General features: G+C 43.1%; 28 protein-coding genes and 1 pseudogene. 23 read left to right on the top strand and 6 right to left on the bottom strand.

Translation table 11 applies throughout. The features are described 5' to 3' along the window. The first annotated feature begins 26 nt into the window (after positions 1-26). Positions 27-926, top strand: a complete 900-nt coding sequence (locus N4627_RS05495; protein WP_260965079.1) for a prenyltransferase — start codon at positions 27-29, stop codon at positions 924-926. A gap of 332 nt (positions 927-1,258) precedes the next feature. Here N4627_RS05495 and ubiE read toward each other — a convergent pair whose 3' ends face one another. From ubiE to N4627_RS05480, 3 genes are all read right to left on the bottom strand, one after another. Beyond that, entirely contained in the window at positions 1,259-1,963 is a 705-nt protein-coding gene (gene ubiE, locus N4627_RS05490) for a bifunctional demethylmenaquinone methyltransferase/2-methoxy-6-polyprenyl-1,4-benzoquinol methylase UbiE (protein WP_260964121.1), read from the bottom strand. A 13-nt stretch (positions 1,964-1,976) separates the two neighbouring features. Then, positions 1,977-3,188, bottom strand: a complete 1,212-nt coding sequence (locus N4627_RS05485; protein ID WP_251951101.1) for an MFS transporter — start codon at positions 3,186-3,188, stop codon at positions 1,977-1,979. A gap of 63 nt (positions 3,189-3,251) precedes the next feature. Further along, the gene (locus N4627_RS05480) at positions 3,252-4,664 is read right to left on the bottom strand and encodes an MFS transporter (RefSeq protein ID WP_224758338.1); all 1,413 of its coding nucleotides are present in this window, start codon (positions 4,662-4,664) and stop codon (positions 3,252-3,254) included. A gap of 87 nt (positions 4,665-4,751) precedes the next feature. On the opposite strand from N4627_RS05480, the gene N4627_RS05475 reads away from it, so the two are divergent. The 15 genes from N4627_RS05475 to N4627_RS05405 all read left to right on the top strand — a co-directional run bounded on the left by N4627_RS05475 (position 4,752) and on the right by N4627_RS05405 (position 15,906). Further along, a complete protein-coding gene (locus N4627_RS05475) occupies positions 4,752-5,606 on the top strand; it encodes a metallophosphoesterase family protein (RefSeq protein WP_003717447.1) in 855 nt (284 codons plus the stop codon). A gap of 266 nt (positions 5,607-5,872) precedes the next feature. After that, positions 5,873-6,142 (top strand): 30S ribosomal protein S14, encoded by a 270-nt coding sequence (gene rpsN, locus N4627_RS05470; RefSeq protein ID WP_003717448.1) that lies wholly within the window; start codon positions 5,873-5,875, stop codon positions 6,140-6,142. 669 nt (positions 6,143-6,811) lie between these two features. After that, positions 6,812-7,375, top strand: coding sequence for an alkyl hydroperoxide reductase subunit C (gene ahpC / locus N4627_RS05465; protein WP_040531529.1), 564 nt, complete (start codon positions 6,812-6,814; stop codon positions 7,373-7,375). Positions 7,376-7,394: 19 nt separating this feature from the next. Further along, on the top strand, positions 7,395-9,059 hold the full coding sequence (locus N4627_RS05460) for an FAD-dependent oxidoreductase (RefSeq protein ID WP_260964114.1): 1,665 nt from the start codon (positions 7,395-7,397) through the stop codon (positions 9,057-9,059). A 145-nt stretch (positions 9,060-9,204) separates the two neighbouring features. Then, a complete protein-coding gene (locus N4627_RS05455) occupies positions 9,205-9,423 on the top strand; it encodes a hypothetical protein (RefSeq protein ID WP_003717451.1) in 219 nt (72 codons plus the stop codon). 248 nt (positions 9,424-9,671) lie between these two features. Next, the gene (locus N4627_RS05450; protein ID WP_260964111.1) at positions 9,672-10,232 is read left to right on the top strand and encodes a nucleotide sugar synthetase-like protein; all 561 of its coding nucleotides are present in this window, start codon (positions 9,672-9,674) and stop codon (positions 10,230-10,232) included. Further along, complete coding sequence (locus N4627_RS05445) at positions 10,225-10,728, top strand: glycosyltransferase family 2 protein (RefSeq protein ID WP_260964110.1); 504 nt, start codon at positions 10,225-10,227, stop codon at positions 10,726-10,728. Before N4627_RS05450 ends, N4627_RS05445 begins: the two co-directional genes overlap by 8 nt. After that, positions 10,692-11,525, top strand: coding sequence for an accessory Sec system protein Asp3 (gene asp3, locus N4627_RS05440; protein WP_260964108.1), 834 nt, complete (start codon positions 10,692-10,694; stop codon positions 11,523-11,525). The genes N4627_RS05445 and asp3 overlap by 37 nt, the downstream gene beginning before the upstream one ends. 25 nt (positions 11,526-11,550) lie before the next feature. Further along, positions 11,551-11,985 (top strand): glycosyltransferase family protein, encoded by a 435-nt coding sequence (locus N4627_RS05435; protein WP_199160736.1) that lies wholly within the window; start codon positions 11,551-11,553, stop codon positions 11,983-11,985. Continuing rightward, positions 11,969-12,154 (top strand): hypothetical protein, encoded by a 186-nt coding sequence (locus N4627_RS05430; RefSeq protein ID WP_003717458.1) that lies wholly within the window; start codon positions 11,969-11,971, stop codon positions 12,152-12,154. The genes N4627_RS05435 and N4627_RS05430 overlap by 17 nt, the downstream gene beginning before the upstream one ends. Before the next feature lie 334 nt (positions 12,155-12,488). Further along, complete coding sequence (locus N4627_RS05425; protein WP_260964105.1) at positions 12,489-13,148, top strand: amino acid ABC transporter permease; 660 nt, start codon at positions 12,489-12,491, stop codon at positions 13,146-13,148. Next, the gene (locus tag N4627_RS05420) at positions 13,129-13,806 is read left to right on the top strand and encodes an amino acid ABC transporter permease (protein WP_003717460.1); all 678 of its coding nucleotides are present in this window, start codon (positions 13,129-13,131) and stop codon (positions 13,804-13,806) included. Before N4627_RS05425 ends, N4627_RS05420 begins: the two co-directional genes overlap by 20 nt. Before the next feature lie 17 nt (positions 13,807-13,823). Beyond that, complete coding sequence (locus tag N4627_RS05415) at positions 13,824-14,564, top strand: amino acid ABC transporter ATP-binding protein (RefSeq protein WP_260964101.1); 741 nt, start codon at positions 13,824-13,826, stop codon at positions 14,562-14,564. A 15-nt stretch (positions 14,565-14,579) separates the two neighbouring features. Beyond that, positions 14,580-15,437, top strand: coding sequence for a transporter substrate-binding domain-containing protein (locus N4627_RS05410; protein WP_260964099.1), 858 nt, complete (start codon positions 14,580-14,582; stop codon positions 15,435-15,437). A gap of 337 nt (positions 15,438-15,774) precedes the next feature. Then, complete coding sequence (locus N4627_RS05405; protein ID WP_003717463.1) at positions 15,775-15,906, top strand: hypothetical protein; 132 nt, start codon at positions 15,775-15,777, stop codon at positions 15,904-15,906. 15 nt (positions 15,907-15,921) lie between these two features. Here N4627_RS05405 and N4627_RS05400 read toward each other — a convergent pair whose 3' ends face one another. Next, positions 15,922-17,325, bottom strand: coding sequence for a C69 family dipeptidase (locus tag N4627_RS05400; protein ID WP_260964097.1), 1,404 nt, complete (start codon positions 17,323-17,325; stop codon positions 15,922-15,924). 192 nt (positions 17,326-17,517) lie between these two features. Here N4627_RS05400 and N4627_RS05395 point away from each other — a divergent pair, with 192 nt between their 5' ends. From N4627_RS05395 to tnpC, 5 genes and pseudogenes are all read left to right on the top strand, one after another. After that, positions 17,518-19,350, top strand: coding sequence for a monovalent cation:proton antiporter family protein (locus N4627_RS05395; protein WP_260964095.1), 1,833 nt, complete (start codon positions 17,518-17,520; stop codon positions 19,348-19,350). Positions 19,351-19,419: 69 nt separating this feature from the next. Next, positions 19,420-19,605: a 2-hydroxymuconate tautomerase gene (locus N4627_RS05390; protein WP_124031687.1), complete on the top strand. Its 186-nt coding sequence runs from the start codon at positions 19,420-19,422 to the stop codon at positions 19,603-19,605. A gap of 84 nt (positions 19,606-19,689) precedes the next feature. Beyond that, on the top strand, positions 19,690-21,195 hold the full coding sequence (glpK, locus tag N4627_RS05385) for a glycerol kinase GlpK (RefSeq protein ID WP_260964090.1): 1,506 nt from the start codon (positions 19,690-19,692) through the stop codon (positions 21,193-21,195). A gap of 37 nt (positions 21,196-21,232) precedes the next feature. After that, positions 21,233-21,733: a hypothetical protein gene (locus tag N4627_RS05380; RefSeq protein WP_003717468.1), complete on the top strand. Its 501-nt coding sequence runs from the start codon at positions 21,233-21,235 to the stop codon at positions 21,731-21,733. A 375-nt stretch (positions 21,734-22,108) separates the two neighbouring features. Next, positions 22,109-23,533, top strand: a pseudogene (gene tnpC, locus N4627_RS05375) (IS66 family transposase); the annotation flags it as partial. 242 nt (positions 23,534-23,775) lie between these two features. Here tnpC and N4627_RS05370 read toward each other — a convergent pair. After that, entirely contained in the window at positions 23,776-24,018 is a 243-nt protein-coding gene (locus tag N4627_RS05370) for a hypothetical protein (protein ID WP_003717473.1), read from the bottom strand. A gap of 18 nt (positions 24,019-24,036) precedes the next feature. Next, positions 24,037-24,609 (bottom strand): sigma-70 family RNA polymerase sigma factor, encoded by a 573-nt coding sequence (locus N4627_RS05365; protein ID WP_260964084.1) that lies wholly within the window; start codon positions 24,607-24,609, stop codon positions 24,037-24,039. Between the two features lie 216 nt (positions 24,610-24,825). Between N4627_RS05365 and N4627_RS05360 the strand changes: the two genes are divergently transcribed. Next, on the top strand, positions 24,826-25,545 hold the full coding sequence (locus tag N4627_RS05360) for a hypothetical protein (RefSeq protein WP_260964082.1): 720 nt from the start codon (positions 24,826-24,828) through the stop codon (positions 25,543-25,545). Between the two features lie 100 nt (positions 25,546-25,645). Further along, positions 25,646-26,050 carry a transcriptional regulator gene (locus N4627_RS05355; RefSeq protein WP_260964080.1) on the top strand — a complete coding sequence of 135 codons (405 nt, stop codon included), beginning with the start codon at positions 25,646-25,648 and terminating at the stop codon, positions 26,048-26,050. Positions 26,051-26,182 lie beyond the last annotated feature (132 nt).

Here is a 26,182-nt window from a genome sequence, read left to right as displayed (position 1 = left end):
TTTTTAAATGAATGGGAAGTATGAATGTGTCATTAGATGTCTTTTTAGAGTTAGTTGAGATTAAAGCCAAAACTGCTAGTATTCTCCCGATGCTTCTCGGGGTCTGCATGAGTGTTTATTACTATCACTCATTTAACCTTATTAACTCAATTCTCTTTTTTATTGCAATGCTCCTCTTTAATATGGCCGTTGATATGATGGATAATTATAACGATTATAATCATGCGGTTGATACTGAGGATTACAAGAAGAATACCAATATCATTGGTCGGGAAAAGATCTCCCCACGTCTTGTCTTAACCTTGATCCTAATTTTTAGCATTATCGCTGCCGGGATTGGAATTTATCTTGTTACCCGAGTGGGGTTACCCCTGCTTTGGATGGGAATCTTTTGTTTCGCTGTGGGGATCTTGTATTCTTCAGGACCATTTCCGATGAACGGGTTACCGGTCGGTGAATTCTTTTCTGGCTTTACGATGGGTTTCATGATCATGCTGATTTCGGTTTATATCAATAAAACCGGTATCTTTGATTGGAGTTGGAGCAACCTACTTAAAATTTGGTTAGTCGCTTTGCCATGTGAACTATGGATTTCAAACCTGATGCTTGCTAATAATATTTGTGATGCTCAGGAAGATGAGGATAATCATCGTCACACCATTATTCATTTTATCGGTGTTCAACAGGGATTAAATAGTTTTACCACTAAAAACGTGATCACCTTTTTAGCAATTATTACAGCCGTTATGGCACGCCTAGCCCCTTGGACTATGCTGCTTACCCTGTTAATCATCCCGTTCGTCGTCAAACAAACAAAGCTTCTGTACCACGAACAAGTCAAAAAACGCACCTTCCCCTGTGCCGTTAAAATTCTCCTCGTCGGCTCCCTTGCCCAAGTAATAACATATGGGGTGGGAGTGTTATAGAGTTAGAGTGCGAGCCCGTTAAAACCTTCCGGTGGCTAACGATTTCTCCGACGAACGACGTCTTGTCGTCGGAGTCGGAGGTCGTTAGCTCGAGGAAGGTTAGGGCGAGCAGATCTTAGCTATGTTGCATTGGGGGTGGCGGTCGTGGCGAGCAGATCTAGGCTCTGTAGCAGTAGAACGTTAGGTTGCGCACCTTTCTTTCTATCCCGTTGCCCTAAAACTCAATAAGTGAACAAACGAAGAAAAGGACCAGGAAGAAACAATTTGTTTCTTTCTGGTCCTTAACTATTGCCAGTAATTTCCGAATTTACTGAGTCTAATTCGTAGCTTGTTTATTCTTTAATCCCAAAATGAATTGCTGCAGCACCAAAATTAAGTGATGAATAATTGACGGCCTTAAATCCGGCATCAGCCATCATTCTGGCTAACTGCTCAGAGGAAACAAATTGCTGACTTGTCTTCTTGAGGTATTGATAATCTTTGACATGGCCGCCAGCAAGCTTGGCCAAGTAAGGAAATGCCTTAAAGTAAGCTTTCCAGCCAACCCTGATCAGTGAATTTGTCGGCTGTGACATCTCCAGAACACCTAATTGGCCACCAGGTTTCAATACCCGATAAATTTCGCTTAATGCTTTATCCGCATCTGGAACATTCCGCAGACCAAAACCAATCGTAACAATATCAAATGATTCGTCCTCTAACGGCAAGTCCATTGCGTCCCCATTAATCAAGATGAGGTTCGGAATTGTCTTGGCCTTTTGTTCAGCAATTTTTAGCATTGCCGCATTGAAATCAACACCGGTAACGCGTCCTTGTGGTAAGCGATTAGCCAGTGCAATTGCTAGGTCACCGGTTCCACAGCACACATCAAGGGCTTTAATTCCTGGCTTGAATTCTAAACCAGCTAAAAGCTTTTTCCGCCAGAGTTTTTGCGTCCCAAGGCTAATAATATTGTTAAGTTTGTCATAGTTAGGCGCAACTCTGGTAAACATTTCATTAACTTCAGATTCATTTTTAAGGTGATTTGTTTTTGTCATACTGATAACCTTTCTAGTTGGTAGCTGGCTTCTTTGGTTGCACTAATACAATCAAGATAAAATTAATTAACAGTGTTAGTCCTGTAATTGCAAAGACCATTGGGTATGAGGAAAGTCCAGAAATAATCGAGCCGAGAAGGGAACCAAAAACAGCTCCGCCAGCTTGGAACGACTGGTTAATGCTGAAGACCCGTCCAAAGGCTTCTGTTGGCACGTTCAGTGTTAACACAGTCTGGGCGGCAGGCATTAATGCTGCATTGGCTAAACCGAGAAGGAAGCGCCAAAAAGCTAATGACCATGGTGAATGGGTAAAGGTCATTGGAACAAACAGGATAAATGCGGTGATTAAACCAATTCGCAAGACTTTTTCCGGGCCAATTTCGTCCATCGTGTGACCAACTTTTGAAGCAGCAATGAGGGTTCCTAATCCCGGGGTTGCAGCAACGATCCCAGCAACAAAGGCGATGTTACCGTGGTTATGCATTAACTGACGAACATACAGACTAATGATTGGACTAATTGACATCGATGAAGCCATAACGATAAGCGTCGTTAGGAAAGTAACGAAAATCAATTTGCGGTTTGGAATTTCAGCCATAACTTCCTTGATTGGCCGCATCTTTTCCTTCTTAATTGGTTTGAAATGCCGTTCCTTAACTAGGAATGTCGTGCTGAGAAAGACGCAGAACATCAAGAAACCAGTAATGAAGAATGGAACCCGGTAGCCGAATGCTCCCGAGAGGACCCCACCAAGTAGCGGACCAACAAGGTTTCCGGCAATCCCAGCGGTTGAAATTGCCGACATCGCCCAACCGGACTTGCTATGGGGAGTTTCTCCGGCAATTAAGGCCGCCGCATTGTTGATATACCCAGAAAAGGCCCCTTGTAAAAACCGCATTCCAATAACCATCCACGCTGACTGTGAAAGACCAGTGATAAAAATTGTGCACGCCATTACTCCGGAGGCCCGCATACACATTAATTTACGTCCTTTTTGATCGGCCAAACTGCCCCAAAGCGGTGAGACGATTGCCTGGCTGACAAAGGTGGCCCCAAATGCTAATCCTGAGTAGAAATTTAGTTGAAATTTTGAAAAGTTACCAAGCTCATTGATAAATAGTGAAACGAATGGCATCGTCATTGAGAATCCCATCCCGGTTATAAAACAGCCAATCCATAATGAATAGAATGTTTTGCGCCACAGGGGAGATAGCTCAGAATCCATATAAATATTTGCTCCTTTTTTAGTCGTAGTAACTATGAGTATAACAAGTTCACGGTAAAGAAGCTAATTCTGGTTAGCGCTTTTGATTCTTAAATAATGGTAGAAACTAAGGATCATGAGAACAACCATGATAACGGTTGCCCACATTCCGTAGCGGATCCCGGTTACTAATGAAGCCGGTGTATTAGCAATAACTACGCAGAGGGTAACTGAAACAGCACCGAAGACTTGACGCAGAGTGTTGTTTAGCGCAGTACCGTGACTATTTTCTTCTTGGTTCAGGTCAGAAAATGCTTCTGACAGTGCCGGACTAAAGACAAAGGCGTTCCCAATCATCCGGAGCATGTAGGTTAAGGTAAGGAAGACAATGGACGAATGGCGGTTAACGAGAACCAACGGAACCGAAGCAACCAGCATAATGACTGCCCCGATCGTAATCAGCCATTTCGGACCGTATTGATCATAGAGCCGGCCGACAATTGATGCGGTAATGGCATTAGCGATTGCTCCTGGAAGCAGAATTAATCCAGAAAGGAAACTTCCCATTCCAATAATTTTTTCCGTATAGATTGGAATTAACTGTTCAGTTCCTAACAGGACCATGAAAGTAAATACACCAACAATCGTCATCCAGCGGAACGATGGGTAAGCAAAAATTTGGACTTTAAGCATCGGATTCTTTAGGTGAAGCTGCCGTTTGACAAAGCCGCCAATAACAATGAAACCGCTGATTAACATTATTAAGCCGTACCAAAGATTGATCTGGAAAACTGTTAAACTCCCGAGGGCTAATCCAGAACCAACTAACGAGATGATGACGGAGATGTAATCGATCTTGATCGGTCGTGGAGTGGAGAAGTTAGGTAGCTTTAAGTAGCCGATAATAAAGGCCAGAATCATTAGTGGCAGGACGAGAATGAATAGCCAGCGCCACGAAAGAAATTCGAGGATTAATCCCGAAATTGTAGGACCGAGGGCCGGAGCGGCAGAAATGACGAGACTTGAAAGACCAAGGATCGATCCGCGCTTTTCGATTGGATAAATTGAAATCATTGTCGTCATTTGAAAGGTCATTAGCATTCCACTAGCACATGCCTGGATCAACCGGGCAATTAAAAGACTTGCAAAATTATTGGCAAAACAGCCCACTAGTGTCCCGACAAGAAAGGTCCCGATAATTCCAATAAAGACGTGCCGGTTAGTGAACTTTTCGTACATGTTTGATGAAAGCGGGGTCACAATCCCGATAATCAGGGTATACCCGGTTGTTAACCATTGAACGGCATTCAATGAAACGTGAAGATCTTCCTGAATAACGGGAAGCGCTGTTACCATCATTGTTTGACTTGCTAAACTGATAAAACATGAGCCAAGCAGGACGATCGTAATAATTTTCCGGACCCGTGGGCTTACTTCTCCATTTTGATTCACACTATTACTCCTTTGCTTTTTAAGGTTACTAAAATAGTTTACCATGGAGTGTCAAATCAATTGCTGCTTCTTTAACGAATTCTTTGGTACAATTATTGGTGAAGTGTAATTTTAGGAGAAGGAGCAGACTTAATGAAAACGAGGATTGCAGTTTTTTCAGACGTTCATGGAAACCTGAGTGCAATGCGTGCAATGTACCGTGATAGCCGCCAACAGCACGTTGATCAGTATTGGTTTGTGGGCGACCTGTTGATGCCAGGACCAAGTGTTAGCGAAATCTGGCGGTTGCTTAAGATCATTAATCCAAGCGTGATCGTTCGGGGAAACTGGGATGATCTGGTGGTTAATGGTGTCCGGGGAAAGATTGATGTTAAGTATCCGTCTCATATTTACTTTGCTCGGTTAGCCCAATATGTCGGTCAAAGTGCTCCGCGGGGGATGGTTGATGAAATCGCTAGCTGGCCTCTCCATGTTACCAAGAAGGTTGGCCCCCTGAATTTTGGTATTTCCCATAATTTACCATGGTTAAATATGGGACAGGATCTATTTCCAACTCAATCAACTAAGAATTTCGATCAGGTCTTTACCCCAGCTGACCCGCCAATTGACGTTGCAATCTATGCCCATGTCCACCATGAAATTATGCGGTATGCAAGTGACGAGCGAATTGTCATGAATCCTGGAGCTGTTGGCGAGCCATTTAACGGTTGGGATAAATTGCACCGAGACATGCGGGCCCATTACTTGGTAATCGAGGTTGATGATCTCGGGATGGCATCCGTCAACTTCCGTCATGTTGGCTACGATCGAAAGGCAGAGCAGGCGATTGCGGATCAGTCCGCTGTTCCCTATGTTGAGCTATACGATTTGATGATGCATACCGGGAGGGCCTATACGCATGATCCCGAAAAATTAACCCGGCTGAATCAAAAATATGGTTATGCCACTCAGTATTTAGACTACTGCAAACGGCTTGGTCAAAATTAGTCAGACTTTTTTCTTGTAAGTCTTACAAAAAGTTAGTATAATTATATTTAATGAATTGTTCGCAAATGTTGATTAATGATGTGGGTTCTCATTTTCACTACAATCTGATGAGAGCACGTTACGCTGTTACAGTCGCTTTGAAATATTAGCTAAACTAATCGGAAAAATTTAATACGGGCCTTAACCATTAGTTTGTTAATGTTTCGCTTATTTGTTATTAATATCTAATTTACAAATAATATGAATACAAAGGAGATCTTTAATTTATGGCAAAGAAGTCAAAGATTGCTAAGTTGAAGCACCAAGAAGCACTGGTAAAGAAGTATGCTGAAAAGCGGAAACAATTAAAGGCACAAGGGGACTACATTGCATTATCCAAGCTGCCACGTAATTCCAGCGCTGTTCGTTTACACAACCGTGACCGTTACGATGGCCGTCCTCACGCTTACATGCGCAAATTTGGCATGTCCCGGTTAACTTTCCGTGAACTCGCCCACAAAGGCCAAATCCCAGGTGTAAGAAAGGCTAGTTGGTAGGCAACAGAGTGCAAGCCCGTTAAAACCTTCCGGTGGCTAACGATTTCTCCGACGAACGACGTCTTGTCGTCGGAGTCGGAGGTCGTTAGCTCGAGGAAGGTTAGGGCGAGCACATTTCTACTCAGTTGCATTAGAAAACCTGAGGTTGCTGGCTCTAGCAAGTTCCTGGCGAGCAGATCTTGGCTATGTTGTATCGGAGTCGGAGGTCGTTAGCTCTAGCAAGTTCCTGGCGAAGGAGTGAACCAAAAAACTTGTTTTCGTCTGTGGACCCTCGCAAGGATGATTAGGCTTATTACTATCAACTTGTTGATGAAAGAAGTCAATCAGCTACTGCGCCCATTTCTACTCAGTTCCCTAGTATGCATTCCCCTAAACCATTGTTAACGTGATCACGATCATGTGCTATACTGGTATGCATAATAGTTAAGTAAATAAGAATTTAATTTAGATAGAGAGTATGACAGTCTTCTTAAATCAGTAATTTTACTGGTTTGAGAGAACTGTTTTTATAAACAACCATTATGACCTTATTCGATTTCGGATAGGGTCATTTTAGTTTAAAAATTATTTGATTTAAAATAATTCTAATTTAGCCTTGATCTTAAATTAAAATTAGTTATACTGAAGGTGTAGTTAAGAATGATTCTAAATTAAGGAGGGGTTATTATGATGAATTTTATTGGTCACGAAATTGATGATTTTAAGGTAAACGCATACCAAGATGGTAAGACCAAGGAAGTTACTAAGAATGATGTCTTGGGTAAGTGGAGTATTTTCTTCTTCTACCCAGCTGACTTCTCATTTGTTTGCCCAACTGAACTTGAAGCTCTCCAAGATAAGTATGATGACTTTAAGAAGGCTGATGCTGATATTTACTCAGTTTCCGAAGATACTGAATTCGTCCACAAGGCATGGGCTGAAGCATCAGAAAAGATTGGCAAGATTAAGTACAACATGTTAGCCGATCCTGCTGGTAAGCTTGCACGGATGTTTGATGTCTTGGATGAAGACGCTGGTCAAGCTTACCGTGGTGTCTTCATTGTTGATCCCGACGGTAAGATCCAATCTTACACAATTAACAACATGGGAATCGGTCGTAGCGCTGATGAAATTCTCCGGACTCTTCAAGCTGCTCAATTCGTTCGTGAACATGGTGATCGTGTCTGCCCTGCAAACTGGAAGCCAGGTCAAGATTCAATTAAGCCAAGCCTTGACCTTGTTGGTAAGCTTTAATTTATAGGAGGAAACACCGATGAGCGAGCATATCTATGATTTGATCATCGTTGGTGCCGGTTCAGCAGGATTGACGGCTGGTCTTTATGCCGGTCGGGCAACCCTTGATACGCTAATCCTTGAAGGAAACAGTGTTGGCGGTCAAGTAACGACCACATCCGTTGTTTATAACTATCCCGGAGTAGCAGAAGTTGACGGTACCGAATTGATGAATAAAATGCAAAAGCAGGTTGCGGACTTCGGTGTTGAAATCAAACACGCTGAAGTTGCCAAGTATGATGATTTAACCGCTGACGTTAAAACCGTAACTGATGCTAATGGACAGCAATATCAGGCACGGAGCATTATCATTTCTGGCGGGGCTAACCCAAAGAAGGTTGGCTTCCCAGGTGAAGAAAAGTTCCGTGGCCGGGGCGTTGCCTACTGTTCGACTTGCGATGGTGAGCTTTTTACCGGCCTACAAATTTTCGTTATTGGTGGTGGCTATGCTGCTGCGGAAGAAGCCGACTACCTGAGCCGTTACGGAAAACACGTTACCGTTTTGGTTCGTGGTGATCACTTTACCTGTCCACCACTGATCGCCTCTCGAGCATTGGATAATCCAAAGGTTAGTGTTAAGTACAATACTGAAGTAGAAAGTGTTTCTGGTGACGATTACTTAACGGAAGCCACTCTGGTTAATAATAAGACCGGTGAAAAGACGGTCTACCACCTTAATGATGGCGACCAAACTTTTGGTGTCTTTATCTATATCGGGACCCAACCAGCAACAAAGAACCTTGAAGGAGTCATTAAGCTTAATCAGCAAGGCTATATTATTACTGATAGTCAACGGCAAACAAACATTCCGGGAGTCTTTGCGGCTGGTGACATTATTGAAAAGTCACTTCGGCAAATAGTAACGGCTACTGCTGACGGTGCCGAAGCCGCGACGGCTGCTGAAAAGTATATTGCTGATCAGAAGCAACGGTTGGGGATTCCAATTCATGCAGAAATCAAACAGCCAACCAAGACAATTGGACAAACCTCTTCTCTTGACAACGAAGAAGAGGTTGCACCACACGCTGGTAATTGGCTATCAGCAGATATTGATCAACAGTTGAAACCAATCTTTGCTCGCTTGACAAAGACGGTTACTTTACAAGTCCTAACTAATGGGACGCCATTAAGTGACCAGTTGCTTGGCTTTGTAACGGAATTTGCAGGATTGGATGCGGACCACATGAAGGTCGAAAAGCAAGCCGCTCCGCAAAATGTTAAGTACCTCCCACAATTGCGGCTGCTTGATGATACTGGTAATGACACCGGACTTCACTATGCAGGCATTCCAACAGGTCATGAGTTAAATTCACTTGTTTTAGGTATCTATAACGTTGCGGGACCCGGACAGACGATTTCACCAGAAATGGTTGAACGGATTAAAGCTCTTCCCGAAGCAACCATTAAAATTGGTGTCTCACTAACCTGTCACTTCTGTCCTGATGTCGTCGCTGCTTGCCAACGGATGGCTGCATTAAATCCAAAGATTACGGCAACGATGATTGACTTGCAACACTTCCCTGAATTACGGAAAGCGAAGAATATCATGAGTGTCCCTGCAACAATGATTAACGGTGGACCTGTCATTTTCGGCAGTCAGACGATGGATCAGCTTGTTACAGCTGTTGAAAAGACCCGTCCTTAAATTTTTCCAAAATAGTCGTTTCATTTTATATTAGATAATGACTAAACATGTATCAGAACAAAGCTCCACGCATTTTGACTTTAAAATGCTGGAGCTTTTTTTATAAAAAAGATTAAGTCTGCTATAATTGGATTCAGAAAGAAGGATGGACGATTTGAGAGTACACATTACCAACACGCACCATATGATTGGGGTTGCTAGATTGGCCCAGAATATGGTAACGGACATTGCAACGAAAGAACTTGGCTTTCGTGAAATTGGGGTTTTTCAATACAACGATAAAAATGAGAGTAAGAGTTCATTAATTGCCCGCTTTGATGGGATGCTGGCGGGAGTTGAATTGGGCGATGTGATCGTATTCTAATCGCCATCCTGGAATTCAGTTGAATGGGATACGGCACTCCCTGAACGAACCCTTATTTATGACGGGTTAAAACGGATTATTTTTATCCATGACGTGATTCCTTTAATGTGGGAAAGTAATCGCTATTTGCTGGACAAGTGGGTTAAATATTACAACATGGCTGATGTGATTATTGCTCCATCCCAATCCATGGTTGATCTTTTGCGTCAACATGGCCTAACTGTTAAAAAAGTTGTTATTCAAAAAATGTGGGATCACATCGTTGGCAGCGATCGGGGAAGGAAAAGCCGCACTATGCCCCAATTATTAACTTTGCTGGCGATCCAACCAATCCAGAGAAATACGGCTTCGGTGGAACCTGGTTTAACCCTGACGTTAAGCTCCGGGTCTTTACATCGCCAAAGGACTGGGGAGTCGGTCGTAACATTGAATTCGTTGGCAGTATGCCAGATATTGCCTTGCTGAATGATATTCGGCGGACGGGTGGTTTTGGCCTAATTTGGTCCGGAGATCCATACTGGCTTGAATATATGAAGTATAATTGTTCATTTAAACTCTCAACCTACCTGGCTGCTGGGTTACCAGTCATTGTCAATAGTGGAACTCCTGCTCGTGACATTATTGAGAAAAAGAAACTGGGAATTATTGCCGACTCGCTTCCTGAAGCAATCGAACGGGTTCAAACAATGACGACCACGGAGTACGATCAAATGGTTAACTCGATTGATGACTTTGCAAAGCTGATCCGTGGGGGCTACTTTGTAAAACGAGCATTAACTGAAGCAATCTTTAAGGCTTTTTATGATTAGTAATGTTAGGCAAACAATAATGGAAGAAGAACAAATATTAGTTATTGTTTCGGTTTATAATACCGAAAAATATTTAGATCAATGCATTCAGAGCATTTTGAAACAAACTTACCACAATCTTGAATTAATTTTAGCTGATGATGGCTCAACGGACCGTTCACTGGCAATTTGTACTCGTTATCAGCAACAAAATTCACGAGTTAGGGTGTTTCATCAGGCCAATCAAGGGGTAAGTAAGGCCCGGAATTATGGAATGGATGTTGCTGCTGGAGATTTAATTACTTTTGTGGATAGCGATGACTATGTAATGCCTAATTATCTGGAGGAACTAATAACGGCTTTGGAGTCAACTGGTAGTCAAATCGCTATCAGTGACTTTCAATCCTATAAGGGGAATGGTCAATTACTGGTTCACATGCCGGATCATGAGGTCAGTCAGCGCACCTTTACTCCACGGGAATGGCTTACACTAATAAAAATGACTTTTTCCAATTGATCTATACAGTTCTCTGGGGGAAAATCTTTCAACAAGAAGCCTTTAATCAAATTTACTGTCCGGAAGATACCCAAATTGACGATGAATTTACAACCTGGAAAACGTACTTGCAGGCAAGCAAGATTGTTTATTTGGATGACGAGGATTATATTTATCGGCTTAATCAAGATGGCCTTTCACACCGTAAAAACCAAGAAGACATTCGGCCGCTGCGAAGCTTGGAAGAGGAGATTAGTTTTCTTCATATCTTAGGCTACGATCCGCAATTACCATTGTTACGAATTAACCAGCGCTACCGGATTTCAATTAAGGCGTCATCTGAACCGGCACAGGGTTTCTTTACCCGAATCGTCTTCTTTAATGGACAGGGAGATGAAATTAATCGGCTTGAATTTCATAACCTTGAAAAGGCATTTACGTTTCCAGAAGGTACTGTCCATTACGAAGTAAGTCTCGTTAATACGGGCTGCACCAGCTTACAATTTAAACGACTTGAAATTTGTCCAGCCAATCTTCCCCGTAGTGTTCACAATGATTTATGGTTCCACAAGCCGGTTAATCCAGATTCTGATCAGCCGGTTAACATTGTCGTGATGCATGATCCAAAGCGGGTGAAGAAAACCTGGGAAACAGTTGGCAAGATGCTCAATGGCTTACCGCTCCAGATCGTCAGTGTTGGATGGCAGTATGATGGTGACCTGGCTGAAGCGATCGTTCACTGGATTGAACAGAAAAACCAGCTCTATGCGTACCTCATTAGTACATCTGCTGATCTGGACAAGGTTTTACGAAATTGATCACTTAGACGAACTAGTTCGGGCAATGCCAAATATTCAATTCCACATTGCCGCGGTTACCGAAATGTCCGGGAAGCTACTCGCATTCGGTGAGTGGCCAAATGTAACGGTTTATCCAAACGTTAGCCGTCAACGAGCTTTGCAATTACTGAAAGATTGTGACATCTACCTTGATATTAACCGGGGAAGCGAAATCCTTGATAGTGTCCGGGCGGCGTTTGAACAAAACATGTTAATTCTTGGCTTTAAGGATACTCTGCACGAACCGCAATTCGTTGCACCACAAAATATTTTTGAACAAAACCAGGCTAAAGAAATGACCCAAACGATTTTGACAGCATTGCTTAAGCCAGCATTGATGGAGAAACTAATCGATACTCAGCGTGAACATGCTAATGATGCGACTGTTGAACAGTACAAAGAAGTGATTGGAGCGTTGACAAATGGCAAAGCAAGATAAAGATAATGAGTCAATGGTAGAGAAACATGCCCTTGACCGGCTGAACCATGTTGAAAAGGAACACCGGAAAGCATATGCTAAGAAGCCCGAAAAGTTTAGTCCGGCCAAGATTATTATGGGGATTATCCTGATTGTTGTTCTGCTAACCTCACTGGTAAGTATTTTTTAGCTAGAATGGCACCTTGTTCAACTAATAACTTACAATAAGTTAGCATATCCTATTGACTTTTAATTATTATCGGGTAAAATTTAGATAATTCATCACGAAGGGAGTACAAATTATGCTGAATAATGTCATGCCAAACGAATTCTGTTCTGCTTGTTGCGTTGTTTGTAACAAGCTTTTTGGCGTGATTAAAATTCAGTAATTTGTATTCTAGTAAAAATTAAGGGTAATCAAGCTTTTTTGGATTGATTACTAATAAACTAGGCTTACAATTCTGAATTTGAATTGTAAGCCTTTTTTCACTTCGCGGTAAAAGAAAAGAGAGGATGATCTATATATGGATTGGACGATTATCCAGCAGAGTCTTCCCAATTTTGCTCAAGGGTTCAAATTAACTCTTTGGCTTTCACTAGTTGGGATTGTCGGCTCAATCATTGTTGGGATTATCACCAGTTTAGTACAGTACTTTCGCGTTCCGGGTCTCCGGCAGGTTCTTAACGTTTATGTTGAGGTTGCCAGAAATACTCCATTGCTAATTCAGCTATTTTTCTTATACTATGCCTTTCCGGTAATGGGGATTAAGATGACTGCCGAGACTTGTGGGATTATTGGTTTGATATTCCTTGGCGGGGCGTACATGGCTGAAGGATTCACCGGTGGCTTTAATGGGGTTAGTCAAACCCAGATTGATGCTGGTGAAGCACTGGGGATGAATCAGTATCAGCTTGCACGGTACGTTATTCTTCCGCAGGGATTGTCATTAAGTGTTCCGGCTTTAGCGGCCAACATTATTTTCCTAATCAAGGAAACGTCAATCTTTTCCGTAATTGCAATTCCAGAGCTGACCAACACGGCTCTTGACTTGATCGGGATGTACTACCGGTCGAACGAGTACTTGTTTGTGTTGGTAATCGCCTACGCAATTGTCTTGATTCCGGTAATCTTACTGCTTGACTGGCTTGAAAGGAGGGTTCGGTATGGCTCATTCGGGGATTAGCGTTTTATTTGAAGGAACAAACTTTGCCCGGTTAATGGGCGGATTGTGGACATCGGTTTGGATCGCGGTTGTTTCGTTAGCAATTGGTTTGTTGTTAGGAACCATTTTCGGCCTTTTAAGAACCCTGCCTAGCCGAATTATCCGTTTTATCCTACTCCTTTACCTCGAGTTCTTCCGGATTGTGCCGACAGTAGTTCTCTTGTTCCTGGTTTACTACATTTTGCCGCGACAATTTAATGTCAATTTGCCGGCAACTTGGATGGCGGTTCTGGCGTTCTCCTTATGGGTTGCAGCCGAATTTAGCGATATTGTTCGGGGAGCACTCGAGTCAGTTCCCAAGCACCAGCGTGAATCAGGGTTAGCATTGGGACTCAATCAATGGCAGCTGTTCCGTTATGTTCTGCTGCCTCAAGCAATCCAGTTGGAACTCCCGGCAACGATTAACTTAGCAACGCGGGTCATCAAAACAACCTCGCTCTTGCTGATGATTAGTGTTATGGATGTCATCAATGTTGGTCAACAGATCATCGAAGCAAATAACCAAACGCACCCGACTGGTATTTTCTGGGTATATGGTCTGATTTTCATCCTCTACTTCATTGTTGATTATCCATTATCCCTCTGGGCAAAGCATCTCACTGCAAAAGAAGAGCATTAATTTTGGTAGGTGGTAATATGGCAGAAGAAATTCTTAAAGTTGAACATTTAAATAAATTCTATGGCGATTGGCAAGCCCTGCATGACATCAATTTTGAATTGAAAAAGGGCGAAGTTGTTACGCTCCTCGGTCCCTCTGGTTCTGGAAAAAGTACGTTGATCCGAACCCTGAATGGACTGGAACCGTTTCGGGATGGGAGCATCTATTTCAAAGGAAATAAAGTTAATCCTTCACCAAAGAAATGGCAGGAGTTGCGCCAAAAGATCGGGATGGTCTTTCAAAGTTATGACCTTTTCCCTAACCTGACTGTCTTGGATAACATCCTCTTAGCACCGACGAAGGTTCAAAAGAGGAATCGGGAAGAAGTTAAGAAGGAAGCAATGGCTCTGTTGGAACGGGTTGACTTGGCAGACCAAGCAAATTCATATCCTCGGCAGTTGTCAGGTGGTCAAAAGCAGCGAATTGCCATTGTTCGGGCGCTAGCAATGCATCCTGAATTAATGCTTTTCGATGAAGTCACCGCTTCCCTCGATCCAGAAATGGTCCGGGGGGTTCTCGAAATTATTAAGGAGTTATCTGATCGGGATCACATGACGATGATTATTGTTACTCATGAGATGAACTTTGCAGCGCAGATTGCGGATCGGGTTCTCTTCCTGGAAGATGGTCGAATATTAGAGGAGACACCAGGAAAGCAGTTCTTTGAACATCCACAGACTGCGCGGGCAGAAGAATTCTTATCAAGCATGGAGTTTTAGAAAGGGAGAATTGATATGTTGAAGATTAATTGGAAAAAGATTATTGCCGGTGCCGTTGCTGTAGCAGGAGCGGTTGCCTTGATTGCTGGTTCAAGTTATCTTAAGCCAGCAACCGTAAACGCTGCTAGTAATTCCAGTTCAGTTTCCGCCATTAAGAAGCGGGGAACTTTGCGAGTAGCCGTCTTTGGCGATTTGCCGCCATATGGTTGGGTTAACAAGGATGGTAAGCGTGTTGGTTACGATGTTGAATTAGCACGGCGGATGGCTAAGGACCTTGGTGTTAAGCCGAAGTTTATCCAAGTTAACGCTAACAACCGGGTTGACACTTTAAATTCTAATAAGGCTGATATTGTTTTGGCTAACTTCACCGTTACTCCTGAACGGAAAAAGGTTGTTGACTTTGCCAAGCCTTACATGAAGGTATCCGTTGGGGTTGTTTCACCAAAGAAGAAGGCCATCACTAAGGTTAGTCAGTTAAAGGGCAAAAAGGTTATCGTTACTAAGGGAACCACCGCTGAAAACTACTTCACCAGTAAGCAACCAGGTGTTCAACTGCTGAAGTTCGATTCAAAGACCCAACAATTTAATGCCTTGAAGAATAACCGGGCCGCAGCACTTGCCGATGATAACTCATACCTTTACGCTTGGGTAAAGAATAATCCTAAGTACACTGTTGGTATTAAGAGCATCGGTCCTAAGCAATACATTTCCCCAGCCGTTAAGAAAGGTAACAAGTCCCTCCTCAATTGGAGCAATAAGGAAATCACCAAGTTAAACAAGGAAGACTTCTTCACCAAAGACTACAATAGCCAACTCAAGCCTTACTTCGGCAGCGAAGTAAAGCCATCAGATATTGTGTTGAATAATAAATAGAGTGCCTTCGCCCTAAAGAGTTCCCGGAAAGCTAGCAATTTCTCTCGACGAAGGCGACTTGCGCCTAGGAGAGAGGTTGCTAGCTCTAGGGAACTCGGGCGAAGCACGTTTGAGGTAGAGTGCGAGCACGTTTTGGCTCTGTTGCAGTAGAAACAATTTCTCCCGACTGGATGCTGAAAGCATCTGGGAGGGAGTTTGTTGTCTATAAGGCTTTTCCTGCGAGCACGTTTCGACTTTGCTGCAGTAGAACACTAGGCGGAAGTTGGGGTCATGGCGAAGCGCAGTAGCTGAGTGGCTTTCGTCATCAACAAGTTGATAGTCAAAAGCCTACTCATCCTTGCGTGGGTTCACAGACGAAATTGATAAATCAATTTCTGGTTCACTCCAACGTTTCGGCAATGTTGCAGCAAAACATCCAACACACCAAAAAAAACCAGCAACACCAATTTCGATGTTGCTGGTTTTGTAGTTTAAACAATACTCTTTACAAATTCTCATCCGTCTTAAAGTTTAACTCGCAGTAATCAGTCATCTTCGTAATTAATTCCATTGCGAGGTTGCGGTAAGCGGTTAGGGTATCATTAGCAAACTTATCACTTTGGTCGTTTAAGTAGTCGGTTAATGCATCCCCTTGCAATGCAGCCGCTTTATTGTCAGTCTCGCGAATTAACTTTTGTGCGGCCGCATTTCGTTCTTTTTGAACATCCCGGAGTAGAGGAAGAAAATCATGAAGATGACTATCAACCAGGACACTGGCATGTTTGAAGATCCAGTAAGCGGAATTTAATTGGGCCGGTAATTTTCCTCGACCATACGCGGCCGGCAACTTGGTAATCCCATTAAAGAATGGAACATAGGTACTTTCGTTAGCTACCCCCATGGCAAGCCAGTGAATATCTGGACCCTTACAGCCGGTTTGGAGAATATGTGATTCTTGAGTTTTAGCCAAGCTGATTGGCCGATATTTGTGGGCACTCGGACTGTTAGTCAATGGATCAAATCCAGTTCCTTCATAGTGATTGCTCAAGTAGTTTTGTGCATCAATTACTGAAAGAAGGCGATCCGGCTTCATCAAGAACGGCAATTCAGTTGATTCCGGCGTTTCACCTTTAGCCTGATGAGAACTAAACATTTGGTGACCAATCCAAACCCGTGGTTCACTATAAATGGCATCTGACTGGTCAGCCGTTCCGAAGATCTTGCGGAAGTTAAATGTCGTTGGGTCCGGGTTAAGGTGGTTCTTTTCAACGAATTCTCGAATCCCAGGGTGGAACATGAAGTTGTTCGGGTCGTTAAAGTCAATTTCTTGGATTGCTAATTGGTTAGCGACAACCGCATAGCAATCATCAGGAATCCGTTGAGCAACCCAGTAATGACCAGCACCGCTTTCAAAGTACCAAGCCTCATTATCATCAGCAAACAGTACTCCGTTGGTTTCACCAGTTCCATACTTAGCAATTAAATTACCAAGGCGGAGAACCCCTTCACGAGCAGTTTTAACGAATGGCAAAACAACAGTTACCATTGCTTCTTCGTTTAGCCCGTTCTTGACTAATGGATCTGCACCTAAAACCAGGCTGTTTGAATAGGCACTTTCGGTCGCGCTCATTGCAACGTTGTATTCGTTAATCCCGTCTTCTTCAAATAGCCCGTACTTGTCGGTCCATTCAGGCGTGGCCGAGTAGCGAGCACTGTCGTCAGGAAGCTCAATTTCTAATTTAGTTTCCTTGGAGACAAACTTACGTGGCACCGCACCATGCGGATGAACAACCATGTGCTTTGGCCAGGCAGCCTTAGCATCCTCATTTCGACCAATCATGATTGAACCATCAATACTGGCCTTTTTCCCAATCAAAATACTCGTACAAGCGGATAATTTGTTTGGCATATTTAAGAACCCCTTTTAATTTCTAAGCTAGTAAAATGCGAGCACGATTTACTCGTTACTCACGAACATTCCTTCTTAATTATACACCGCTTAGGTTGAAGCTGAAAATTTCACCCGGTGAATCTTTTTTGCCGTGGACCAGGAAAAGATCTTATAATAGGTTGATTATTTTTTCGTGAGAGAGGGAAAATTATGCAACAGTTATCAATGCTAATTATTATGTTAGCGGCACTTATTATCCCGATTGCGATGGCACGGTTTAAGGTTTCTAGTGTTCCAACCGCGGTTGCAGAAATCGTTGCGGGGATCCTCCTGGGGAAGAGTGCCTTTAATATCGTCCAGGAAACGTCTTCGTTGACGCTGCTTTCTAGTTTAGGGGTAATTATTTTAATGTTCCTCTCTGGAATGGAAATTAACTTTGACCTCTTTAAGAAAGCGCCCGGACAGAAAAAACGTGATCCTAAGTCGCCAGTCTCAATTGCGGTGCTAAGCTTTACGGCAGTTATTATCACCGCCTTTATCTTGGGGGTTATCTTGTACTTTATGGGGTTATTCTCCGATATTCTCCTGGCTACGATCCTCTTTTCAACGATTGCTCTGGGAGTGGTTATCGCAACCCTTAAGGAAAAGGAGATCCTTGGTCGGCCGATGGGGCAAACGATCTTGTTAACCGCTGTCCTCGGTGAAGTGATCCCGATGCTGGCATTGACATTCTATGCCTCAATCTACGGGCATAATGCGGGCCGCCTTTGGTTGATCGTTCTCCTGTTCTTGGCAGCAATCATTCTTTTGCGCCGGTTCCGTCAGCCATACGTTTGGTTTAATAATGTTTCGAAAGCCACAACCCAGCTTGATATTCGACTGGCCTTTTTCCTGATTTTTACTCTGGTAACGGTTGCCGAATCAGTCGGGGCCGAAAACATTTTAGGTGCCTTTCTTGCCGGAATGGTAATGAAGCTCTTAGAACCAAGCGAGGCGACTCAGGAAAAGCTGACCTCAATCGGTTACGGCTTCTTTATCCCGATCTTCTTTATCATGACGGGTGTCCGGCTTGATTTGAAATCGTTATTTGCTAATAAGACTGCATTGGCGTTGATTCCGATTTTGGTTGCCTGCTTTATTATCGCTAAATTGCCAACAACATTGATTTACCGGCTGCGGTTTAACGCCCGGAACTCATTTGCTGGTGGCTTTCTGACCGTGACGACAATTACCTTAGTATTGCCATCGCTGCAAGTTGCCAAGAACCTTCACGCAATTACGAGTACCCAGTCGGATGCCTTTATTTTAGCGGCTGTGATTGTCTGTGTTCTGGCACCAATTGTCTTTAATTCAACCTATAAGCTGAATAAGGAAGATTTGGTTAAAGAGCGAGTGGTCATCGTTGGTGCGAACACCTTAACTGTCCCAGTTGCTCAGCAGTTGTCCCATAACTGGTATGTTGTGCGGATGCTGACCGATAATCAGGATAACTACAAGACCTTCAACAGCGAGGTTAATGATCTGAAGTATATTGAAGAGATTGATGAGCAGGCGCTTGATGCAGGAAAGTACTTTGATACTGACGTGATGGTTCTAGGATTCCGCAATGATAACAAGAATTATCAAATGGCCGTTTTAGCAAAGAAACATGGCGTTAAGCGGGTTATCGCTAGTGTCCAGAACCCGAAAGTATCAACGGACCATATTGATGAGCTTAACCGACTTGGGGTAGAAATTTTCAATAGTTTCGTAGTCCAAAATAGTGTTCTGCGTTCGCTAATTGAATCGCCATCGGTCTTTGAAATGCTGATGAGTGCTCATTCAGGATTGTTCGAAGTGACGATTCATAATCAGCGCTATGTTGGGATTGAATTACGAAGCCTGCCATTTATCGATCAAATTACGGTTAGTCGAATTTACCGCAAGCATAAGCCAATTTCGCCAAGTGGAGATACCGTTCTTGAATACGGTGATCACATTCTTTACACCGGACCGTATGAAATTGTTAATGAAGTTCGGCAACGGCTTGGTCGTCGTGGTTAATAAGAATGATTGCCGGAAGATAGTCGATTATGGTAAGATTAAATAAATTTAACAAGGGAGGGCATACAAATGCCATTAGTACATATTGACTTGCTTGAAGGTCGGACTGACGAACAATTAAAGGCCTTGGTAAAGGATGTTACAGCTGCTATTTCTAAGGATGCTAATGTCCCAGCTGAACGAATTCACATCGTTTTAAATGAAATGCGAAAAGACCGTTACAGTGTTGCTGGCAAGATGGTTAGCGACAAGTAAACAAAGCATTAGAGGGGGCTGGGCAGTTAGCTTGGCTCCCTTTTTTCGACCGTTCCTGAGTTTAGTTTGAAAAGGATGAGAATTTTGAATGAACAACAATATGTAATGGCGATTGATGAAGGGACCACTAGTACGCGGGCGATCATCTTTGACCATCAAGGGAATAAGGTAGCAATGAGTCAGCGGGAGTTTCCCCAATACTTTCCGCAGCCTGGTTGGGTTGAGCATGATGCAATGGAGATTTGGGATGCTGTTCAGTCAGTGATCTCTGATGTAATGATCAAGTCTCAGATCCCGCCATATAAGATTGCCTCTATCGGGATCACTAACCAGCGGGAGACCACCGTTATTTGGGACCGCCACACCGGTAAGCCGATCTACCATGCAATCGTTTGGCAGTCAAAACAAACTAGTGAGATTGCTGAACAGCTAATTAAAGATGGCTATAAGAACATGATTCACCAAAAGACCGGGTTGGTAATCGACTCGTACTTTGCGGCAACCAAGATTAAGTGGATTTTGGATCGTGTTCCCGGTGCACGACAAAAGGCAGCTAATGGCGATCTGCTCTTTGGAACGATCGACACTTGGTTATTATGGAACCTTTCTGGTCGACGGGTTCATGCCACGGATGTTACTAACGCGAGCCGGACAATGCTCTTCAACATCCACGATCTAAAGTGGGATCAGGATATCCTGAAACTATTAGATGTTCCAGAAGCAATGTTGCCGGAAGTAAAGCCGAGTTCAGCAATCTATGGCTACACTGGTGATTATCACTTCTTTGGTGTGCAAATCCCAATTGCCGGAATTGCGGGGGACCAACAAGCGGCCCTATTTGGTCAAGCAGCTTACGAGAAGGGATCGGTTAAGAATACTTATGGGACCGGAGCCTTTATCGTGATGAATACGGGACTGAAACCGACCCTTTCAGATAACGGCCTGCTGACGACGATTGCTTACGGGATTGACGGCAAGACATACTATGCCCTTGAAGGAAGTATCTTTGTTGCTGGGTCTGCTGTGCAATGGTTGCGTGACGGTCTGCAGTTATTTAAGCACGCGAGCGAGTCAGAACAGATGGCTGTTGACGCGAAGACTACTGGTGGTGTTTACGTTGTTCCTTCGTTTACTGGACTTGGGGCACCATATTGGGATCAAGAGGTTCGTGGTGCTATGTTTGGGTTAACCCGGGGAACTAACCGGGGCCATATTGTTCGGGCAACTCTGGAATCAATCGCTTACCAGACTCGGGACGTTGTTGATACGATGGTCAAGGATACGAACCTGCCATTGAAAGCCTTAACTGTAAATGGTGGGGCATCTCGGAATAATTTCATGATGCAGTTCCAGTCTGATATTTTACAGACACCAATTAAACGGGCAGCAATGGAAGAAACGACTGCATTAGGTGCAGCCTTTCTTGCCGGTCTTGCGGTTGACTTCTGGCACGACCAGGACGAGGTCAAGAAGCTTTCGAAAATTGGGGATGAGTTTGCCCCGCAAATGAAAGCAAAAAAGGCAGAAACACTTTATGCCGGCTGGCAACAGGCAATTAAAGCTGCGCAATTCTTTAGTCACGGAAAATAAAATTTAATACTATCGGAGACCGAAAGGAGTTTTTTGAGTGGATCAAAACATTAATCCGCAAAAGTTAATTGATGACCTTCAACACTGGATTACCGCTAATCGTGAGGATCAGGTATGGACACAGCATGAATCCCTATACCTTGAAGTCCTCGCCCAGTGGAAAGCAGTTAATCGTTACCGTCCTGAAAACGGGACTGCAGAAGATCAGCGATTGTACCAGCTATACTGGACAGCCATGGATCAATGGCATCAATCATTCGCCCAGCAGAGTGAAGAAATCTTCGAGGCGATTCCGATTCGGGCAACGGATAAGGTTGGCTTTTATGATGGCGTCCTTCAAGAACTTCAAGCCGTTATTTTAGACCGGCTACCACAGGTTCAGCAGGCTAAAATCGTGCGGATGACCAGTTTTATCAATGTTTTACGGGTCAGCTTAAATGATATGACTAAATTAAGCTTGGATGACCTGAACGTTGTTGATATGTCACTTCTGTTAGATTATTGGAAGTTCCTTGGGGATGCATTGAGAAAGTTTTAGGTTAAATTTGCACATTGCGAAATCAGTTTACTAGGGTTATAGTAATAGTTGAGTAATGAATTAATCTATCAACTGAATTATGAAAAAGGGGTTAGCTTCTATTACAGTAATTAATCGAAAATAATTACTGTATTCTTGTGGATTTTATCCATAAGATAACCGCGATTCTGCTAACGGAATAATGATTTAGCAAAGGCAGTGGTAATATTATGGAAAATAAATCTGAAACGTCAACAAACGACAAATAAGTCTTAACGACTAGTCAGGCACCGACACAATCTCTCAAAAGAGAAAGCGGATCAGCACCTAAAGACTTATCAGCTAATAAGGATTCACAATCTTTATTTGTTGCGACGGCATTTACGTCCGCAACGGGAAAAAACTGAAGTAATTGAGTCCGTAGTTGATGGTCAGCAATCATTGTTTAGTGATGATGAACTAGCTCAGCTGCAAGATTCTAATGTTTCAATCACGGAAGTGATTGAAAAGAAGACAAAACAAGTGGTGCGTCACCGGAAAGCCAAGTCTTCTGGTCAGCGGACCGCTTTTTTGGATGGTTTACCTCAAGTGGATAAGACGATTCATTTAACTAATACGGATTGTCCAAAGTGCCATGAACAGATGAAAAAGATTGGTAATCATTTGTATAGCCGTGAAGTCCGGCTAAAGCCTGCCGAGTTGTACTGTGTGAATTTATACCAAGAAAGCTATAAATGTAATGACTGTGACGAAGATGGTAAAGATATGATCATTAGTAGCCAGATGCCACAATCATTATTGCCTCACAGTTATGTTTCCAGTAGTGTTTTGGCTAAAGTAGCTGAATATAAATTTGCCTTAGCTTTAGCCTTTCATCGACAAGTAAAGCTTTGGCAAGCCGTTGGCTTGCCAGTTAGCGGTCGTCAACTCGCCACTAATATCATTACAGTTAGTCAAACATACTTGAAGCCACTGTATGAACGGCTAACCCAATTAATGCAAGGTGAAAACGTAATTCAAATGGATGAAACGCCATTTAAGGTCATTGACGAAGCTAAAAATACCAGCTATTTTTGGGCAACCAAGACCACGAGCGAATTTAGTCGTCATCAGATGGTGATTTTTCACTATCGTAATACACGCTCAGGAAAAGTAATTGGCGATATTATCGGACAGGGCTATCCGGGCTTTATCATGTGTGATGGCTATGGCGGTTACAGTAATGGTTTATATCCCAATGCCCGATTTGGATCGTGCTTAGTTCATATTCGTCGGGAGTTTATTCGAATCACTAAATTACTGAGTAAGAAGCAATTAAAGTATTCGAAAGCTCTCCATGCGGTAAAACTACTCGGGGCCGTTTTCCATAAGGAAAACGAATTAGTATATCAAACTGAAAAGGAAAAGCGGCAGCAAAGAATTACTCATGTGAAGCCGTTGCTTGATAGGTTTTACCAGTACTTGGGAAGTATCACTTCACCACAGGGCCGGCTGTGTGCAGCCATCAAGAATGCCTTAAAGCTTCGGACAAGAGTATATCGGATTTTTGAAAATGGACAAATCCCCCTAAGCAATAACTCGCTAGAAGGAGAGATCCGTTTTACAACCTTGGTTCGTAAGAACTGCTTGTTTGCTAAAAGCGTTCGTGGAGCTGAAGCCAATACGATTTATTACACGTTAGTGGCAACAGCAAAAATTAATAAACTAAATGTATATAAGTATTTCAAATACCTGTTTGATCGACTACCCAACCAGAAAAGGAGCGACATTGAGGCTTTTTTACCGTGGGCAGAAGAAGTGCAACAAGTATGTCATAACTAGAGAAAGGGCGTGAACCGCAAAAAGCCGCGGCTCACGCCCTTTCATTTATTTTCAATACGTATCGTTATTGACTGCTTACGCGGAAGCGTGACAGAAGTCATTTATGACTTCGTTTTCACGCCCCCGCGAGCGCAAATAGGGTTCCAGAGTTCGGTTATACCGGACACTGGAACCCATTTGCGTACCGCGCTGTTCGTATTTAAACTTGGTAAAAGTACTTATGTCACAGTCCCGCTTTTTTGCTAATTATTCAGCCATTTTTGTAGGAAGTCCTGAAGTAGTCGGGCATCTTCTCTTGTAAGGGAGAAGGTGTTGTCGTAAGTTTCTTCCTTGAAGCCGACATTGGTAAGAAGAATCTCTAGTCGGCTGGCATCTTCCTGACTTGGCTTGATGCTGAGTTCATTTGGGCAACCATCATCCCGGTCTTCACCGTCATAGCGAGAGTGGAACCACTGATCCTGATTGCTTGTTTGATGACGATTCACGCTATCACCTCGCTTTTATTATAAACTAATCGGGTAATCGAGCGCACGGGCTTTCCTAATTACTCCTCGTTTCCAGGAATAAACCGCTTGACGAGAAACATGGTACTTTTCAGCAATCTCACTATCTTTGAGATCGAGAAGTAAAACTGCATGGAGGTAGCGTTTTTCGTTTGGTGAACAGTGTGCTTTCAGTTGGGTGAAGAAGTCGTTGTTTTCGCGGTGGACAAAACTGTGTTGGCTATTGGGATCTGCAGTGAAGTGGTTGAGAGTATGTTCGTCCAGTGATTCATCATTGATTGAGCCAAGCCGGTGTTCCTTTTCCCAGAATTGATGACGTAATTGATCCAGCAATCGCCAGTAGATTCGCTTGTAGGCAAAGTTCATCAGTCGGCGTTCATTTTCTGGATTATTAGGATCGTCAGGAAAACGAGTGTAGGCGTGACTGAAAATGAGACAGCCTTCTTGGAAGAAGTCGTCATAGCAGTCATGAGTCGGTGAAATATGAAGCTGCTTAAGAACACTGTGAACGAGATTAATTCGCTTGTTTGTCGATAAGTAAACGAGACCGTCAATTAATTTTTGATTTGTCATTTGGAAACATCCTTTGTGAGAGTATTCCCAAGAGCTCTTGAGTAGCCTTAACTTAACAAGAAGCCGCTGACTGAGCGAATGATAGAAAAACAATAATCCAGTTCAAAAAATCATTGACAACGGTTGCATAATCGCATATTGTATTATTCGTTAATTATTGAGCAATCTTTGCCGGCGGTTTGTTCATTTTTGAAATTTGAAAGGGAGGGTACCTACATGGATGAAATCATTGATATTTCACGACTAGGCGATCTTAAGAATTATTCAGTTACTACGGTCTTTCAGCCGCGATGGGATAATGTATTGTTAATGACACCATACGATCGGAAGAGGACGTATATCTTGACGATTGATGGTGAAGAGCTGATATTGGAGCAACGACTACAGGAAGTTCTGCGGAATTTTGGGGAGTTTGCTGGAGTCCACCAGATCGAGATGCAGACGCTGTATAGTATCGTTAAAGGGCAGACGATGGGAATTATCGCTGGGCATTACGAATTGGTGCCAACGTGCGGTCGGGGAAACTGCTGGGTTGCCTATTATATGGCCCACCACGTTGATCATTATCAGCGTAATCAGGAGAATAATGGTGTTTTAATTACTTTCAAGTGCTGTAGCCAAAAACTAATTACGGTAGCAGTGGGGACATGTATGAAGACCTTTGAACGATTGCTTCATCAGGCCCATGAAGTCGGCAAGATCCAGCTCGAATCGGTGAAGAATCTTTGTAATAGTTTTGGCATTGGCAACAATGAGGTCGGCCGCTTTACTTGTGAGACAACCGACCATGAACAGTTCCTGCACCGGAAACAATATGAAAGAGTTTTCATGGACCAAATTTTAAAAGTAGTTGGCCAGACTGCGGACCGGTGTTATGGGGAAGACTTTACTGCGGACTTCTATAAGCAATTGCGAAGAATTCTTGCCCGATATTGAAGCTGTTTATGTACACAACACTAACAATTTGTCTGATAATCTGTTAAAATTTGACTGAAGAGGGATATTTTCAAAGCGAATAGGACATGGAAGTGTTATTATGATGAGTAATTCTAAACAAAGTGGTTTTGAATATGCAAAGAAAATTCTCGCTGATTCTGATCAGGCTGGGCTTGTCTTTTGGTTAGGATTTCGACCTTTCAATGAAGACGAGTTATCTACTTTAATTGAGAGTTCGGATGCCGACATTGAACTCGCATTGCAAAAGTTACGACAAAATGGTGTTGTAAACCCAATTAAAGATGATCAGGAGAAATGGACTTTGACGAGTGATGGCGACGACTTGCGGAATATGCTGATTTCGTTAAGCGTTTGGGGTCGCCAGCAAATGGATGATCAGGAAGAGGTTAATCCAGAGTTAATCGTCGAACCAGAACGGGTGGCTAACTTAAAGGAGTTAGTTAAGTTCCGTGATGGTGTTGTGCGCAAGTACATGAATATCTAATAAAAAGTTGTCTCATAGGGGACCGGAGCATTCCGCACTGGATGGTGGGGGATGCTTTTTTAGTGGGAAAATAAGTTAAAGGTCGATAAAATTTTGCTAAATTTAAAATGAGCTCAGTTGACTAATATGATG

The organism is Limosilactobacillus vaginalis, from assembly GCF_025311515.1.
Lineage (GTDB): Bacteria > Bacillota > Bacilli > Lactobacillales > Lactobacillaceae > Limosilactobacillus > Limosilactobacillus vaginalis.
The sequence above is the reverse complement of the archived record's forward strand: the minus strand, read 5'-3'. Positions and strand labels throughout refer to the sequence as shown.

Excerpts from the sequence above, each read along its gene's own strand:
- N4627_RS05485 (WP_251951101.1), bottom strand. The coding sequence starts at position 3,188 with ATGGATTCTGAGCTATCTCCCCTGTGGCGCAAAACATTCTATTCATTA.
- N4627_RS05430 (WP_003717458.1), top strand. The coding sequence starts at position 11,969 with ATGGCAAAGCAAGATAAAGATAATGAGTCAATGGTAGAGAAACATGCC.
- N4627_RS05435 (WP_199160736.1), top strand. The coding sequence starts at position 11,551 with ATGCCAAATATTCAATTCCACATTGCCGCGGTTACCGAAATGTCCGGG.
- asp3 (WP_260964108.1), top strand. The coding sequence starts at position 10,692 with ATGGCTTACACTAATAAAAATGACTTTTTCCAATTGATCTATACAGTT.
- N4627_RS05475 (WP_003717447.1), top strand. The coding sequence starts at position 4,752 with ATGAAAACGAGGATTGCAGTTTTTTCAGACGTTCATGGAAACCTGAGT.
- N4627_RS05455 (WP_003717451.1), top strand. The coding sequence starts at position 9,205 with ATGGACGATTTGAGAGTACACATTACCAACACGCACCATATGATTGGG.
- N4627_RS05390 (WP_124031687.1), top strand. The coding sequence starts at position 19,420 with ATGCCATTAGTACATATTGACTTGCTTGAAGGTCGGACTGACGAACAA.
- N4627_RS05425 (WP_260964105.1), top strand. The coding sequence starts at position 12,489 with ATGGATTGGACGATTATCCAGCAGAGTCTTCCCAATTTTGCTCAAGGG.
- N4627_RS05480 (WP_224758338.1), bottom strand. The coding sequence starts at position 4,664 with ATGGTAAACTATTTTAGTAACCTTAAAAAGCAAAGGAGTAATAGTGTG.
- N4627_RS05415 (WP_260964101.1), top strand. The coding sequence starts at position 13,824 with ATGGCAGAAGAAATTCTTAAAGTTGAACATTTAAATAAATTCTATGGC.
- N4627_RS05395 (WP_260964095.1), top strand. The coding sequence starts at position 17,518 with ATGCAACAGTTATCAATGCTAATTATTATGTTAGCGGCACTTATTATC.
- rpsN (WP_003717448.1), top strand. The coding sequence starts at position 5,873 with ATGGCAAAGAAGTCAAAGATTGCTAAGTTGAAGCACCAAGAAGCACTG.
- N4627_RS05420 (WP_003717460.1), top strand. The coding sequence starts at position 13,129 with ATGGCTCATTCGGGGATTAGCGTTTTATTTGAAGGAACAAACTTTGCC.
- N4627_RS05400 (WP_260964097.1), bottom strand. The coding sequence starts at position 17,325 with ATGCCAAACAAATTATCCGCTTGTACGAGTATTTTGATTGGGAAAAAG.
- N4627_RS05355 (WP_260964080.1), top strand. The coding sequence starts at position 25,646 with ATGATGAGTAATTCTAAACAAAGTGGTTTTGAATATGCAAAGAAAATT.
- N4627_RS05460 (WP_260964114.1), top strand. The coding sequence starts at position 7,395 with ATGAGCGAGCATATCTATGATTTGATCATCGTTGGTGCCGGTTCAGCA.
- N4627_RS05360 (WP_260964082.1), top strand. The coding sequence starts at position 24,826 with ATGGATGAAATCATTGATATTTCACGACTAGGCGATCTTAAGAATTAT.
- N4627_RS05445 (WP_260964110.1), top strand. The coding sequence starts at position 10,225 with ATGATTAGTAATGTTAGGCAAACAATAATGGAAGAAGAACAAATATTA.
- N4627_RS05365 (WP_260964084.1), bottom strand. The coding sequence starts at position 24,609 with ATGACAAATCAAAAATTAATTGACGGTCTCGTTTACTTATCGACAAAC.
- N4627_RS05410 (WP_260964099.1), top strand. The coding sequence starts at position 14,580 with ATGTTGAAGATTAATTGGAAAAAGATTATTGCCGGTGCCGTTGCTGTA.
- ubiE (WP_260964121.1), bottom strand. The coding sequence starts at position 1,963 with ATGACAAAAACAAATCACCTTAAAAATGAATCTGAAGTTAATGAAATG.
- ahpC (WP_040531529.1), top strand. The coding sequence starts at position 6,812 with ATGAATTTTATTGGTCACGAAATTGATGATTTTAAGGTAAACGCATAC.